Origin of the sequence: Bacteroides fragilis NCTC 9343, assembly GCF_000025985.1 — a bacterium.
GTDB lineage: Bacteria > Bacteroidota > Bacteroidia > Bacteroidales > Bacteroidaceae > Bacteroides > Bacteroides fragilis.
On the sequence record NC_003228.3, the window covers coordinates 533,928 to 549,065 of the forward strand.

Sequence of the window (15,138 nt, forward strand, 5' to 3'; positions counted from 1 at the left end):
AAATAAGGAGAATGAACCACGTCACCACTTATATCCGCCAGGCTTTACACGATATTTATCCACCGGGAGAACTCAGGAGTCTCACAAAAATCATTTGTTGTGATCTGCTGGGTCAGGATGCTATTGATTATTATCTGGGCAAAGATATAACATTATCTGCAAACGAGCAGTGTGATTTAGAAAGCATTGTCGAACGATTGAAGAAAAACGAGCCGATCCAATATATTCAGGGCGAAACCTGTTTTTATGGGTCTATGTTTCGGGTAGCTCCGGGTGTGTTGATTCCTCGTCCTGAAACTGAGGAGCTGGTTGATCTGATAGTGAAAGAAGCTGCAACCGGTACCCGTTTGCTGGATATAGGAACCGGTAGCGGGTGTATTGCCATCAGTCTGGCTAAACATATTCCGCAGGCTGTGGTCACCGCATGGGACGTATCGGAAGAGGCTCTTGCCATTGCCGGGGAGAATAATCGGGAATTGAAGGCCGGAGTGCATTTTGAGAAAATGGATGTTCTGTCTGCAGAACCTGTTGGTGATGATCAATATGATATGATTGTCAGTAATCCTCCTTATGTTACAGAGAGCGAAAAAAACGAAATGGAACCCAATGTGTTAGATTGGGAGCCCAGACTGGCCCTTTTTGTGCCGGACAATGATCCGTTGCGCTTTTATCGGCGTATCGCATCTTTAGGAAGAAAAATGTTACGCCTGCACGGCAGGCTCTATTTTGAGATCAATCGGGCTTATGGTGAAGAGGTTCTCCAAATGCTTCACGAACAAGGGTACGAAGAACTCCGTTTGATAAAAGATATATCGGGTAATGATCGAATTGTAACCGCCAAACGATGAATACAATAACAGAAGAAGAAGCGTTAAATCGCATGGCTGCCTATTGTTCCGCAGCCGAACATTGTAAAGCCGAAGTGAATGAAAAACTCCAGAAATGGGGCTTACCTTATGAAGTGATTAACCGAATCATCGATCGTCTTGTTGTCGAGAAGTTTATTGATGAAGAACGTTATTGCAGAGCGTTTGTCAACGATAAGTTCCGTTTTGCCAAATGGGGTAAAATGAAGATTACACAAGCTCTGTATATGAAAAAAATTCCTCGTGAGGTAACTTACAGGTATCTGAATGACATTGACCGGGAAGAATATCTTGCGATTTTAGGAGATCTGATAGCAGCAAAACGTAAAAGTATACATGCCAAAGATGAATTCGAGCTGAATGGGAAATTGATTCGTTTTGCCATGAGTAGAGGATTTGAAATGGACGATATCCGTCGCTGTGTGCAGGTAGAAGAAGAGTAAGTGACAAATAACAAAAAAATAATACGGATTCTTCTTTTTAGTCTCGTTCCATTTCCGTATTTTTGCATCCTGTAATTATCATAGTTAGTTTAGTTATGAAAAATTTAGAGAGATTATTCGCCGAGAAGTTGTTGAAGATTAAAGCTATTAAGCTTCAACCGGCAAATCCGTTTACATGGGCTTCCGGATGGAAATCACCGTTTTACTGCGACAATCGTAAAACCCTTTCTTATCCTTCTCTTCGTAGTTTTGTTAAGTTCGAGATTACACGTTTGGTTCTGGAACGTTTCGGACAGGTAGATGCTATTGCCGGAGTTGCGACGGGGGCTATCCCTCAAGGGGCTTTAGTGGCTGATGCATTGAATCTTCCGTTTGTGTATGTTCGCTCTACCCCGAAAGACCATGGTCTGGAAAATCTTATCGAAGGCGAACTTCGTCCGGGAATGAAAGTCGTTGTTGTGGAAGATTTAATCTCTACCGGTGGAAGCAGTTTAAAAGCTGTAGAAGCTATTCGTCGGGATGGTTGCGAAGTTATTGGTATGGTAGCTGCTTATACTTACGGATTTCCTGTTGCCGAACAGGCCTTTAAAGATGCTAAAGTGCCTTTGGTAACATTGACTAATTATGAAGCTGTGTTAGATGTTGCACTTCGTACCGGTTATATTGAAGAAGAAGACATTGCAACGTTAAACGAATGGCGCAAGGATCCGGCTCATTGGGAAACCGGAAAATAAAACTGATTTTTTTGATGATTAAAATATAGAAAGAAGAGCCATTCGGACAGAATCTGTTCGGATTGTTCTTCTTTTTTCTTTATAAGTAAGATAAATAAGATGACTAAATTTGAAAGTAGTGTCAAGGTGATACCTTATAGCCAGGAACGTGTGTACGAGAAACTTGCCGATCTTAGTAACCTGGAAGCTATTAAAGATCGTTTGCCCGAAGACAAAGTGAAAAATATGAGTTTCGATACTGATACACTTAGTTTCAATGTGGATCCTGTAGGACAACTGACCCTGAGAATTATTGAACGGGAACCCAGTAAATGTATTAAGTTTGAGACTACCAATTCGCCTCTACCTTTTAATATGTGGATTCAGCTTGTGGCTGTATCCGAAGAAGAATGTAAACTAAAGGTAACTATTGGGCTGGAAATCAATCCGTTTATGAAAGCGATGGTACAGAAACCTTTGAATGAAGGATTGGAAAAGATGGCTGATATGTTATCTATGATACAATATTAATAGCTATGGCACAGAAACTTTGGGAAAAATCAGTTGAGGTAAATAAGGATATAGAGCGATTTACCGTTGGACGTGACCGTGAGATGGATCTTTATCTTGCAAAGCATGATGTACTTGGTTCGATGGCTCATATCACGATGCTCGAAAGTATCGGATTGCTCACAAAGGAAGAATTAGCTCAGTTGCTGACCGAACTGAAAGATATATATGCTTCTGCGGAGAGAGGCGAGTTTGTAATAGAAGAAGGAGTTGAAGACGTGCACTCGCAGGTAGAACTGATGCTTACGCGTCGTTTGGGTGATGTCGGTAAGAAGATTCATAGCGGGCGTTCTCGTAATGATCAGGTGTTGCTTGATCTGAAACTTTTCACTCGTACTCAGATCAGAGAAGTAGCAGAGGCTGTAGAGCAATTGTTTCATGTTCTGATTCGTCAAAGTGAGCGTTACAAGAATGTTCTGATGCCGGGTTATACTCATTTGCAAATTGCGATGCCTTCTTCGTTCGGGCTTTGGTTTGGAGCGTATGCTGAGAGTTTGGTAGATGATATGCTTTTCCTGCAGGCTGCTTTTAAGATGTGCAATAAGAATCCTTTGGGCTCCGCTGCCGGATATGGCTCTTCATTCCCGCTGAACCGCACGATGACTACGGAATTGCTGGGATTCGATTCTTTAAACTATAATGTAGTGTATGCCCAGATGGGACGTGGAAAGATGGAACGCAATGTCGCTTTTGCCTTGGCTACGCTTGCAGGAACGATTTCTAAATTGGCTTTTGATGCTTGTATATTCAATAGCCAGAATTTTGGTTTCGTGAAGTTGCCGGATGAATGTACAACCGGATCAAGCATTATGCCACATAAAAAGAATCCGGATGTGTTCGAACTGACACGTGCCAAATGTAATAAGTTACAATCGTTGCCGCAGCAGATTATGATGATTGCCAATAATCTGCCTTCCGGATATTTCCGTGATTTACAGATTATAAAGGAAGTCTTTTTACCGGCTTTTCAGGAGTTGAAAGATTGTCTGCAGATGACTACCTATATCATGAATGAAATTAAGGTGAATGAGCATATCCTCGATGATGATAAATACCTTTTTATTTTTAGTGTAGAAGAGGTGAATCGTCTGGCACGTGAAGGTATGCCATTCCGGGATGCTTATAAGAAAGTAGGGCTGGATATTGAAGCCGGTCACTTTTCGCATGACAAGCAAGTACATCACACCCATGAAGGAAGTATTGGCAATTTGTGTAATGATGAGATTTCCGCATTGATGCAACGTACCATCGAGGGTTTCAACTTTCAAGGTATGGAACAGGCGGAGAAGACCTTGTTGGGGCGTAAATGATCCATCCAGACCATGCATAGAGTTATCTCTTTTGCATGGTCTTTGATTATAAAATATCCTTTTCCACCTTTATTGAAATATTTTCATCGGAAAAAGTTTGGCAGAAAGGTAGAAACTACTTATCTTTGCACCCGTTGAAAAAATGCGGAAATAGCTCAGTTGGTAGAGCATAACCTTGCCAAGGTTAGGGTCGCGAGTTCGAGTCTCGTTTTCCGCTCTCTTTGAAAGGATGCTCGAATGGTGGAATGGTAGACACGAAGGACTTAAAATCCTTTGGCCATTGCGGCTGTGCGGGTTCAAGTCCCGCTTCGAGTACTTGAAGGGACGAACGGTGATTTTCACTGTTCGTCTCTCTCTTTTTATCCCTATTATTCGTTGGAAATGAGTAGTTTAGCATAAAGAATTGATTGACTGTTTTAGGTTCAATATGCTCGTTATTTTTGTCGTAGATAAATCCGTCAGGAAATACCAATTTCTGCAATCTCCTTCTTCCTTCTAATCCTTGTAATTCCCATAAATTGAATAAGTTAGAACGCATTGCGAACGCATAATCAATGAATTTATCAAGGTTCAATATTTCTGTGTTCACCTTTGAATATTCTACCTGTAAACCTCTGATTTCTGCCTCTAATCTCGTCATTACCTTTACGCAAATCTCTTGTTTCTTTGTATCGGAACAAAGTGCATAATTGGTTTCGACTTGCTCCAGTTCTTTTTCCTTTGCTTTGATATTGGATTTGATGGACTGGGCTCTTTCTTTATTTTCTTTATTCATGTTTTCAAAGGTGATGGTTAGTTGCAGTTTTAAAAGTTCTGAGACTTTATCAGATAGTACATACTTGTTTGCTTCTTCCTCAAAGGCTTCATGTACGTTTTTGGTTGAACTGTTATACTTGCATCCTTTGCGGCTGCAAACATAATAACCAATATCGGTACGCCCGAATTTCTTTCGCATCTTAGTTGATATACTTGCGGATAGATTATTGCCACAACAGGGACATTTGATGCTGCCTAGTAATGGTGCATACTCCTTATCTATCTTTTGTTCATATCCACTATGGTTTTTGGATAACTCTCCATTTACTTTCAAGAAAATTTCTTTTGGTATCAATGGAGGATGATTTCCTTGTACAATATCCCCTTGCAAGAATTTATGTGCCATATAGCCACAATAAAAAGGGTTCTTGAACAGTTCTGATAGCTTCTGTTTACAGATATGGAAACCTTCTGCTGCCAGTCTATGCCTGATTTCTTCGTTAGATAGTTTGTTATTGGCTTTCCAAAGGAATGCTTTTCTTATTAGTTTCCCTTCTTCATTGATGGTTATAATCTGCTCTTTCTTTGTTGTCTTTTGGTCATATCCTCTTGGAGCTTTACCAATCCATCTACCTTTTAGTAATGCTTTTACGCTGTTTTCAACAGTTGTTGCTCTCTTTTCGTCATTTTGAAACCTTGCATTTGCAAGTTCCATGAGTTGCATATACTTTCCGACTGGTGTACGTGGGTCATAATTTGATGTTGCAGATACTACGTATGCTCCTCTAGCTTCTACCTCTTCAATAATGGTTGTACTTCCCGTTCTACTGAAACGGGAGGTACTGAACACTATGACGGTTTTTATTACTTGGCTACTGCCTTTTTTATTACTCTGCTTGATGAAGGCTAACATACGGCTAAATTCTTTGCGTTCCTTATCGCTCTTTGCTGATTCGTATGTTCCTCCAAACTCACCGACAATATTGTATGAGTGCATGTTTGCGTACTCTCTGCATTTGTCTATTTGCACCTCTAGACTTTGACCGTCTACTTGTTCACTGGAACTAACACGGGTATAGATGATGGCATTGCCGCCTACTTGTTCTTTTTGCTGTTTTTTGCCTTTAGCAAAGCCTTTTAATTCAAAATTCTCCATATTGTGTATCTTTTTTGTTATATGCCTCATAGCTCAAAAGTGAAAAAGCATATAGTGTATCAATTAATTCTTTTGCATCCTCTTGGGATATTCCTTTGAAGTTGCGGTTCTCTTTGATGGTATCTAAGTTTAAATACTGTGCATTCATATTGTATTTCTATTACAAAGTTCATTATTAGTAAATTAAAGGGAAAAAGAAAGTGAATGTTAGACTGTTTATTAGTATTATTTTGCATTTCACTATTCCGCACTCCGCATTTCCGCACTATCCACCTCAGAAAATTCGTTCTCAACTTCTTCATTAGCTTCGTGCTTGGCACAATATTCTTCATATTCCTCTATCCATTTCTTGATAGTCTTATCGCTTTTACCGATGATTTTAGCTATTTCTCTATAGCTTTTGCCTTCTTTGTAAAGTTGATGGGCTTTTTCTTTTTCAGGGGTAATATCAGCTTCCCCCTTCAATAATTTTTTTCATCGGCATAGCCTTCTTCCTTGAATTCAATAAAACAATCATCTCGTTTCTCTATAGAGCAGACAAGGACACGCCCTTCATGTAAAGTTATGGGACAGCTTCGGGCTTTTAGTTGTTTTATATAAACTTTATTTATCTCTCCTGTGGTCTTCCCGATACAAAAGCAAGCATCTATAAAGTTGCTAATTTGCTTACTGCCTCCAAGTCTATCTAATGTGATAACTCCTTTACTTTGCAGTTTTGGAGAATGTCCTAACAAAAGAATGCTTGCGCCTAACTTGTTCATAAATGTCCTAAATTCAATGGTGAACCTTGCAGCTTGTTCCGTATCAGATAAATTAGGATGTAGACACGTGATGTTATCAACGATGAAGACTTTTATGTTAGATTTGCTTGCAGCCTCTTCCAGTCGCATAAATAATCTTTCTCTTCGTGCTTTAAAATCACATTCCAAATCAAAATCAATTCTTGCTCTGATTAGGTTTTCGGAAAATTCATATCGTTTTGTACATTCTTCATTGGAATATCTATCGCATAGTTGGGACATATTCATTTCATAATCGAAGTACATTACTTTTTCGCCACCTTTGGCAATCTCTTCTGCTATTTGAAGTGCAAGTAAGCTTTTACCACAATTTGTTTCTCCGAATAAAATGGTAAGTTCCTTTTCAAACCATAAATTCTTATATAACGCTTTGCGTTTTTCTTCTTTCATACCCTCATTAATAATCTCATTCATAGTGCTGTAATCAAATACAGTCTCGTTATTATCTATTTTCATTATTCTGATTTTATTCGTTTTACAATATCATTTATTATCGTTTGAGCTCTTTCGATATTGCAAAGATATAGCTATGAAATGGGCTAATAACTACTATTTTGCGAGTTGAGTCTGTATTGTTCAGATATACAGCGTGTTATGAATAAGCAGGGGATTTTACAGGGGATTTTGGGGAGAAATTGAGGGGATTTCAGGGAAGGAGGATGGGGTTTTAGGGGCAGGAGTGATTGTTGAAGTACTGAGTTTACTTACTCAGTACTATTAAAGCGGTTAATAATGTTCTTCATATCTTGAAAGGATGTAATCTTAAAGATTTCTGTTCCAATCTCAATATAGCCATTAATATTCTTATTTGGCTCTTTTTCAAACAACTCTTGAATTGATACTTCTAGTGCTATGGCAATCTTCTCCAAAATGGCTACGGAAGGATTTCCATTAATATGGTTAGATAATCCTACTCTATTAATTCCCATTTTGTCAGCCAATGTCTGAACAGTCATTCCTTTTTCTTTGATAACTTCTTTTATTCGTAGTCCCATAACTCTTCTTTTGTATTATGTATGCAAATATACGTTTAGTTTTAAATTGTATATTGATTGCAATACATAAAAGAAGTTAATGTAGTTCTAATAATATACATTTTTATTTTGATATGTATATTGAAAGCGCTACATTTGTAGTGTAATAAGTAATCAATAACACTACGATTTATGAGACGATACAATAAGCAACAAGTAATGAAAGATGCCCATAGATTATATGGTAGTGAGTTTCATAGAAAAGGTCGTTCTTGGAGTGAATGTCTGAGAGCAGCTTGGGGTTGGGAACATGATGCTGTTAGAGCTCGTGAAGAAAAAGCAGCAAAGCTTGATGCTATGATTGCAGGGAGCTGGATTGCACATAAAGAGGGAGTAGACCAAAGAAGAGATGAAAGAGCTTGGGAGAGAGGTCTCACAAGTGATGAAATATCAAAAGCAATGGGCTATGGTACTGGTCGATATTGTGGAGATTGAAATATTCACTTCTGTAACTTTTGAATATGAATTGATTATCAGTGATTTAATGACAAATAGGTTTGTGTTAGATTCAAAAACGATAGATTTCCATTAAAAGAGAATATTATGAGTTTAAAGAACAGTTATGTAACAAGTGATTATATAGAGTGGGACACAATGCTTTCGTTAGTCAGAAAGTTGTACCGTGATAAGGAATACCGTTTTTCTCTATTGATTGGCTGTGGCTCTTTCTTCGGATTACGTATATCAGATATTCTCGCTCTTACGTGGTCTATGTTATTAAATGATGAAAAGTTTGTTATCATAGAAAAGAAAACGGGAAAAAGACGTGAAATAAAAATCAATTCAAATTTTCAAAAACACATTGCTGATTGTTATACGGTTTTAGGTGTAACAGATAAAAATGAGAAGTGCTTCATTAGTCGCAAAAAGACGGTGTATTCTACACAAAGAATCAATGTGTTATTCAAGTCAATAAAAAACCAATATGGATTGAAGGTGGAACACTTTTCTACTCATTCAATGCGAAAAACATTTGGGCGCAAAGTTGTTGAGGCTGCTGGAGAAAATTCTGAATTTGCTCTCATCAAACTATCAGAATTGTTTAATCATGCTGATGTAATGACTACACGTAGGTATTTGGGATTGCGGACAGAGGAATTACTTGAAACGTATGATATGTTGTCTTTTTAATCAGAGAATAGTTCTTTTACATTAAAATAAGCCGTTCACAGATAACGTTTTCGCTGAACTTTTACTATTTTTGTACCGTTGCAAATAGCAACTACATAATTTAGGAAGCGTTTAGCTATTCTGCATTAGTGAATCTCGACAACTCACCATGTGGCAGGAATAACGGAAAACGTTCTCCTTAGGTTTGTTATATATGTTTCCAACAATATATACTGCCTAAGGTGTGAGCGACTTTTTCTTATTCGTCACAGGGCAGTCGAGAGCCTACTAATGGGATAAGTTAAGTTGGCTCACACTTCTTTTTATAAACCTAAAAAACATACTGATAGAGCCAAAGGTGTTTATTTTAATATGATGAAACACATTGTTAATCTTTGCTTTTTTTTTAGTCTGTTATCTTTGAACATGTATGCAGATAATTGGGATTTTGTGGATATGGGAGTTCGTGCCGATAATGGAGATATTCTTTATTGGTCAACAGGAGATATGGTCTTGTTACAAAACGGAGAAATTAAAATTGCTGACTATGGAGAATTTGGCAGTCAGTTTGGTTGGGGGGATATAACAGGAAAAGTAACGGGGGATAATTTGAATGATTATGGTGGAGTCAATTCTCTTAAAGAAATATCAGGTAATAAAGATTATGATATTGTAAGAGCGAAATTAGGAAAACCATATCGATTACCTACATATACAGAAATAGACCGATTATTTAAGAATTGCTCAGAGGAGTTTGTGAAAATTCCACGTAAATTGAATAGTGTGGATGAAAATGGAGTGCCATTATGGTTGCAAGGTCAATGGATGTGGCAGCATGTTATCCATACTCAGAAAAGAACGTTTGGAGGATGGCTTTCTGTTAAGATAGATGGTTTATTAGTAAATGTGCTTTCATCTGAAGGTAAGGTCTTATTTGAAGGGTTGTATAGTTATTCTAACGGTGTATTGAAATTTTGGGATTTTACTCTTTATTTGGATATGGATAGGAAGCTGATAAAAGATAATAGGGGTGAGTATTTTAAAAAAGTTTCAAGTCAATCCAACTCAATGGAAATTTGTGGTTACATGCTTACAAGCAAAATAAACGGTAATAAATTATTTTTTCCTGTATCACATTCATATAGTGCAGTAAATACGGGAAGTGGTGTTTTAATTATGAACAATAACCAAAAGCTAAGTTATTGGACAGGAACATTATACAATGACGATTTTCGATATGCTGCATCGCTGATGTTTGCATCTGATGGGTGGGGGATAGGGTATCAAAAAAGAAGTTCGCACTTTCGTATAAAAGCAGTCAAGGGTGGGAATGGTTCTGTAAATTCATTACAATCAATATCCACAAAAATAAAAAGTAATGATAACAAGGTAATATCTTCCGAAATTAATAGAAAGGAGGGGCATTTGGAACAATCAGTTACAGAATATAGCTTCTCAATCTCCTATTCTTTTGGAGGGAGACAATCGGTTGCAAAGCCTCAATATTCGGGAGGTGAATCAGGTTTACCCCGTTTCTTTATGAAGAACGTAAAGTACCCTACTTTAGCACAAGAAAGTAATATTAAAGGGAAAGTTGTAGTACAATTTCTTGTAAACGAGGATGGTAGTTTATCTAATTTTAAAATTGTTCAGAGTGTACATCAATCCCTTGATAACGAAGTTTTGCGTGTACTTATGTTATTACCTGAATTTATTCCTGCATCAGATGAAAAAGGTAATCCTATCAAAGCGTATGCCACAATTTCTTTTACCTTCGAAACAGGTTATCTGTAATGGAGTTATTGATACAACTAAACAATCAAGTAGTAAAGACTTCAAGAAGAAGTGAGAGTGTTAAGCGGTGGTATTTTCCACCGCTTGTTTATAAGATAATATTCACAAATCTTGGGAGTGAATATTATGAGTTATTTACCTCATTCACAATCTCATTTACTATTTTTCTAATGGTAGAATATTGAGCTTTAAAAAATTCACGTTTATCATTTAGCCTATATTTTTCCAATTTTTGATGTATAAGTTTTTCGGCTAAAACACAATCAACAGTCTCAAATTCTTCAGCAACTAAATATTTATCTGGAACACCAGTACTATATAATTCTTTAGCTCTAGTCTCAGTTTCTCTTCTAGTTAATCCTACTTTAAAAATATCTTTGTCATGAGAAGCATTTCTCATGATATATATATATCCTTTGTTTTTAGAGTTTATCAACGGTTTTAGATTATTCGTTATTTTAATAGGTTCATTGGTTACTTCATGCCATGTTTTAAGAACACTCACCCAAGTTTTTCCATGAATTGTGTTACCATTTTTGTCTTCACCTATTTCGTTTGATTTAAGTATCTTCCAAAAACCGTCAGATTCAAGTTTAAAACTTTCATTGTATGTTATAGTTTGAGAAGCATAATTTTCTCTCTGTTTTTTTAAGCACCAAACGTCTCTTTTTCTTAGTTCATAAGATGGCGGAACAAGTTTGTCTCTTTTAAAAATCTTTGGTTTATTAGGTTCAGTACCTAAAATAGTTGTATGTTCTTCTAATATTAAATTTTCTTCATAATTTTCTATATATGATAAAAGATGGATACAAAGTCTTCCTACCTCAAATAAAGGAACATAATTTTTTGTTTTCTCTTTTATTTCATTATAGATTTGTTCCCACTGTTCAGATGGAAACTTATTATCTCGATACATAAAAGCTTCTAAGTCATCGGTTGTTGTATCAAAAGCGTTACCCAAATCTTTTTGTACATACTTGGCTTCTAATTCTAAAGTTTCAATATTAAAACGAAGGAGAATAAAAGTTTTCCAATATTCTTTATTTTCCCAAAAACGAATTTTTTCCATTTTGCTCTCTGGAGAAGGTTGTATTTCTTGCTTACTTGGGAAGCGCATTAATTCAGTAATCTTGGGTATATTTACATCAGAGTTTTTCTCTCCAGCGAGAATTATCACAGATATTTCATTTACTCTTTTAATAATTGAAACCCCTCCGATTATATATTTAATATCTTTGTTCTCTAATGCAAAATCAATATCAATCGGATTATTTGTTACATTGAAATTATATATAGTATTATCTTCAAATGCTTTAACTGACTCGTCTAAATTGGGACAATCTGTGGATGTTACATAATCTATAAAGTCAACAAAATCAATCAAAAAATCTTCTTCTTCAAGCAATAAAAAAGTATTTAATTCAGCTTGATAACTGAAAAAAGCTTCCATAACATTAAATGAGGATGGCATTGTTCTTAAGCCAGTATTCCAAGCTCTTGAGTTAAATTCTTCTAAATAATATCTTAGGTCTTGGTCTATATAAAGTCCAGCACCATTTTTTTGTTGAGCTTCTAAAATAGCAATAGCTTTTTTTGTCTAAGAGAGAAATCTTTTCTATGTTCATCTGTTTGATGTCTATCCAATGACTTTAGGATTTTGTCATATCTTGGATTATCTTTTGTGGGTAATGCTATCATATTAAGAAAGCTCATTCTGTCACTTCGCGTCATAGTTAATTAATATTAGAAGTTAATTCAATGCTAATATAGGTTTTTTTTTGAAGATTCCTCGTCAAAAGAACTGCAACTTGAAAATAAAATGATTATGTGATATTCACAAAGAATATAAGTGAATATTGTGATTTGATGTATGTTGTTGATTAATAATGTTTTATGCTGTTTGTGGAAAATGGAGGTAAAATTGATATTCACTTTTATCCAATAAGCTATCTTTTTGAATATAAGTCGATGGCTATCAAAGATGATTTCTTGTAGCCATACAATATAATTCATATCTTTACGGCAGTCTAAATGCTGTTAATATGATATTATCACAAGAAGAAAAAGAATACTTTCAATTATTCAATGATATGATTGTGGCTCTATATGCGGATAATACTGTAGAGCCACTTAAAGATATTTGCCGCCAATGTATAGCAAAAGAGGCTGAGATATTTTCAAGTATGTCAAAGCACTTGGAGAAGATGCGTAAAAGGAATAATGATATTCAAAATGCTCAGTATCTAAAAAACTTGGTTAATGGTGTTATATCTATGCTTGGCAATGAAAATATTGTTCTATATGACAATATTGAAGAGTTGGATGTGGAGCTTAGAAGACAAATAAAAATAAGTCTTGCAACCTTTAAAAGTCTTGATAATGAGTTTGTGAAGAACAAACCTATAGAAGCTATTTGCCAGTATATTTATGAAAATTCATTTCTTAAAGAATTGGATGCTAGATTGATACTTGGATTAAAGAAATTGTATTCGGATGTCAATGCGATTGGTAAAGACGATAAAGATGTTCTAATTATATTCATAAAATACTTCTTATATGATATGCAGCATAAGGTTAAGTATAACTATATCAATATGCTAATTATCGAAAATCAGGAGCAGCCAATTATAGAAGATAAAGCAAATACACTACAATCATTCCTCTTCTATGCCCAAAGAACAGCAGGTATTTGTTATAAGAAGATTGTTGTTAATGAAGCGATTTTGCTTAATGATGATGCTATTGTTGAAATTGAAAAAGAGGCTTCTGTCGGTAGTTCATCATCCAAAGATATATCTAATGAAAAAAACAAAGTTGGTATAGAGATAGATAAGGAGAAAATATTAGAAAAATTGTGCCCTTCTTTTAACAATCGTGAGCAAGTTAAGAAAATACTTGAAAAAGTAGATGAAAGGTTTGAAATAAGCAGCGGTGAGTGTTCAAAACTGGATATAGCTACTCTTTGCCTTATACTGAAAGAAAAGTGCAGCTTATTCAACAAGAATATGAGGAACTTTTCAGACTTTAAAGAATATGTCTGCTTATATTATGGAGTTGTTAATCCTTCTTATAAGAAAAATGATTGTATTGTTAGTAAGGGTTCAAGTCTTTCTCGTTTCGATGAATTATATAATGATAATGGGGCTTTTTGGAATTTATACTTGCGCAAGAATAACCAATTTTGATATAATGTGCGGAAGTGCGGAGGCGCGGAGTAGGTTTATTGCAGTTGCTAACTTGATTCCGCATTCCGCATATCCGAAGTTAATACTATATTGAATTGATATAATGAAAATAAGTGTATCACTTTATATCTGTAAGAGGATATTCTGATACACTTTTAATTTTCAATATATAGTTTTTAAAGTTATACTCTTAAGTAGCTTTTTCGTTGTTTTTGAATGAGTTATCATTGAAATACTGCCGTCGTCAGGGGTGGTTGTTATACCCCTCTAATAAGAGATTTGCCCAATCTATTGGCTTTTCTTCTTTCTCAAATCTAATGAGACTGTTTAAGGTGTAGCCAAATAGTCTTGATAGAAATTTCTTATCAATTAAAGAGTAGAATGATAATTCATGCCTGTTTTTTGTTATATAGTCCCTTATTTCTTCGTTATTGAGATGAACTTCCAAGCGATGTAATTTTGATGGATTGTTATAGTAGTCATCTATGTACCTTTTATCTGAACTATTGGCTATTTCCGTTTTTTTATTATATGCAATAAGGGTACTACCTTTGCTTTTGTCTTTAATCGCCTTTTTCTGTTTAATATTGACGGTTAAGTATTTATCCTTGTCCATGTTGCCGCTAGAGGTGTAAGTTATTTCAGGGCGGTCTTGTTTGCGGTCTATAATTCTTTTCCCATTCAGGATTGTCGTTATTTGCGGATTTCGGATAAGCCTTCGTATTAGTCGGGCTATGTCTATTGACATATCCAAGCATAAGTCTAAGGTCGTTATATTGTGCAATTCTAGTCCCAAATTGCTTTCTATGAAATCTAGATAGTATATTTCATCTGTATATAAGACACGGTTAGAAATACTAATCCATGCTTTATTATATCCATTGGTGTGTATATTGCTTGCCTCTTCATCATCGTTGATACCAAGCCTTAATTCTCCAAATAGTTTATCTTTTCCCATATCGTCATAACGAATTTCGTAGACGAACTTAAAATGCTTGCCTTGTATTCTCCGCAGATAGAAGTACATAAAATCAATTTCTTCTCCTACTTCCTTTGTTTTGATGATATTAATATTGTACGGTTCTTTGATTTCATAACATAACCGTAGCATATCTATATTCAATCCATATACCTTATTCATGTTCTTCAATTTTATTTTCGTTATTATTGGGCTGGTTTGGAACATTAGTCCAGTACTTTTTTAGTCCGTTAGAAATAGCCTGTGTATGTGTTGCTGATTTGGTTCTGCCTTTTAGGCTTTGGCTAATCTTTTGTTTAGTGGTATCATCCAATTGACGATACTGCCTTTTGTAATTGTTATCCATATTTTATTCATTTAGTGTATATATAAATATGTAGTTAGATAAGAAAGTAAAGTCTAATAAGCTGATTTTTCAAAAA

The 15,138-nt window shown here is 35.5% G+C and carries 16 protein-coding genes, 2 tRNA genes and 1 pseudogene; 11 read left to right on the plus strand and 8 right to left on the minus strand.

Annotated features, from left to right (window positions below; all coding sequences use genetic code 11):
• The first annotated feature begins 11 nt into the window (after positions 1-11).
• From prmC to BF9343_RS02145, 7 genes are all read left to right on the plus strand, one after another.
• Entirely contained in the window at positions 12-848 is an 837-nt protein-coding gene (prmC, locus tag BF9343_RS02115) for a peptide chain release factor N(5)-glutamine methyltransferase (RefSeq protein ID WP_010992048.1), read from the plus strand.
• On the plus strand, positions 845-1,309 hold the full coding sequence (locus BF9343_RS02120; RefSeq protein WP_005784379.1) for a regulatory protein RecX: 465 nt from the start codon (positions 845-847) through the stop codon (positions 1,307-1,309). The genes prmC and BF9343_RS02120 overlap by 4 nt, the downstream gene beginning before the upstream one ends.
• A gap of 95 nt (positions 1,310-1,404) precedes the next feature.
• Complete coding sequence (gene pyrE, locus BF9343_RS02125; protein ID WP_005784381.1) at positions 1,405-2,043, plus strand: orotate phosphoribosyltransferase; 639 nt, start codon at positions 1,405-1,407, stop codon at positions 2,041-2,043.
• Between the two features lie 99 nt (positions 2,044-2,142).
• Complete coding sequence (locus BF9343_RS02130) at positions 2,143-2,553, plus strand: SRPBCC family protein (RefSeq protein ID WP_005796501.1); 411 nt, start codon at positions 2,143-2,145, stop codon at positions 2,551-2,553.
• 5 nt (positions 2,554-2,558) lie between these two features.
• The gene (argH, locus tag BF9343_RS02135) at positions 2,559-3,902 is read left to right on the plus strand and encodes an argininosuccinate lyase (RefSeq protein WP_010992049.1); all 1,344 of its coding nucleotides are present in this window, start codon (positions 2,559-2,561) and stop codon (positions 3,900-3,902) included.
• Between the two features lie 144 nt (positions 3,903-4,046).
• Positions 4,047-4,119: transfer RNA gene (locus BF9343_RS02140), tRNA-Gly, on the plus strand.
• 14 nt (positions 4,120-4,133) lie between these two features.
• Positions 4,134-4,217, plus strand: a tRNA-Leu gene (locus BF9343_RS02145).
• 805 nt (positions 4,218-5,022) lie between these two features.
• Here BF9343_RS02145 and BF9343_RS24245 read toward each other — a convergent pair.
• The 5 genes and pseudogenes from BF9343_RS24245 to BF9343_RS02155 all read right to left on the minus strand — a co-directional run.
• Positions 5,023-5,844 (minus strand): annotated as a pseudogene (locus tag BF9343_RS24245) (recombinase family protein); the annotation flags it as partial.
• Positions 5,801-5,962 (minus strand): hypothetical protein, encoded by a 162-nt coding sequence (locus BF9343_RS23565; RefSeq protein ID WP_164088336.1) that lies wholly within the window; start codon positions 5,960-5,962, stop codon positions 5,801-5,803. The pseudogene BF9343_RS24245 and the gene BF9343_RS23565, both read right to left, overlap by 44 nt.
• 92 nt (positions 5,963-6,054) lie before the next feature.
• Complete coding sequence (locus tag BF9343_RS23865) at positions 6,055-6,279, minus strand: helix-turn-helix domain-containing protein (protein WP_224223184.1); 225 nt, start codon at positions 6,277-6,279, stop codon at positions 6,055-6,057.
• The gene (locus BF9343_RS02150) at positions 6,276-7,070 is read right to left on the minus strand and encodes an AAA family ATPase (RefSeq protein ID WP_224223183.1); all 795 of its coding nucleotides are present in this window, start codon (positions 7,068-7,070) and stop codon (positions 6,276-6,278) included. Before BF9343_RS02150 ends, BF9343_RS23865 begins: the two co-directional genes overlap by 4 nt.
• Positions 7,071-7,318: 248 nt before the next feature.
• On the minus strand, positions 7,319-7,609 hold the full coding sequence (locus tag BF9343_RS02155; protein WP_005778918.1) for a helix-turn-helix domain-containing protein: 291 nt from the start codon (positions 7,607-7,609) through the stop codon (positions 7,319-7,321).
• A gap of 171 nt (positions 7,610-7,780) precedes the next feature.
• Here BF9343_RS02155 and BF9343_RS02160 point away from each other — a divergent pair, with 171 nt between their 5' ends.
• The 3 genes from BF9343_RS02160 (at position 7,781) to BF9343_RS21570 (ending at position 10,552) form a co-directional block, all read left to right on the plus strand.
• Positions 7,781-8,083, plus strand: coding sequence for a hypothetical protein (locus BF9343_RS02160; protein ID WP_010992051.1), 303 nt, complete (start codon positions 7,781-7,783; stop codon positions 8,081-8,083).
• Positions 8,084-8,191: 108 nt separating this feature from the next.
• A complete protein-coding gene (locus BF9343_RS02165) occupies positions 8,192-8,779 on the plus strand; it encodes a tyrosine-type recombinase/integrase (protein WP_010992052.1) in 588 nt (195 codons plus the stop codon).
• 351 nt (positions 8,780-9,130) lie between these two features.
• Complete coding sequence (locus BF9343_RS21570; RefSeq protein WP_050757543.1) at positions 9,131-10,552, plus strand: energy transducer TonB; 1,422 nt, start codon at positions 9,131-9,133, stop codon at positions 10,550-10,552.
• Positions 10,553-10,676: 124 nt separating this feature from the next.
• Here BF9343_RS21570 and BF9343_RS21575 read toward each other — a convergent pair whose 3' ends face one another.
• Positions 10,677-12,002, minus strand: a complete 1,326-nt coding sequence (locus BF9343_RS21575) for a GIY-YIG nuclease family protein (RefSeq protein ID WP_158236939.1) — start codon at positions 12,000-12,002, stop codon at positions 10,677-10,679.
• Positions 12,003-12,594: 592 nt separating this feature from the next.
• Here BF9343_RS21575 and BF9343_RS02180 point away from each other — a divergent pair.
• On the plus strand, positions 12,595-13,737 hold the full coding sequence (locus BF9343_RS02180; protein ID WP_010992057.1) for a hypothetical protein: 1,143 nt from the start codon (positions 12,595-12,597) through the stop codon (positions 13,735-13,737).
• Positions 13,738-13,981: 244 nt separating this feature from the next.
• Here BF9343_RS02180 and BF9343_RS02185 read toward each other — a convergent pair whose 3' ends face one another.
• Positions 13,982-14,878 (minus strand): hypothetical protein, encoded by an 897-nt coding sequence (locus BF9343_RS02185; RefSeq protein WP_010992058.1) that lies wholly within the window; start codon positions 14,876-14,878, stop codon positions 13,982-13,984.
• Positions 14,871-15,062, minus strand: coding sequence for a hypothetical protein (locus tag BF9343_RS02190; protein ID WP_010992059.1), 192 nt, complete (start codon positions 15,060-15,062; stop codon positions 14,871-14,873). Before BF9343_RS02190 ends, BF9343_RS02185 begins: the two co-directional genes overlap by 8 nt.
• Positions 15,063-15,138: the final 76 nt, after the last annotated feature.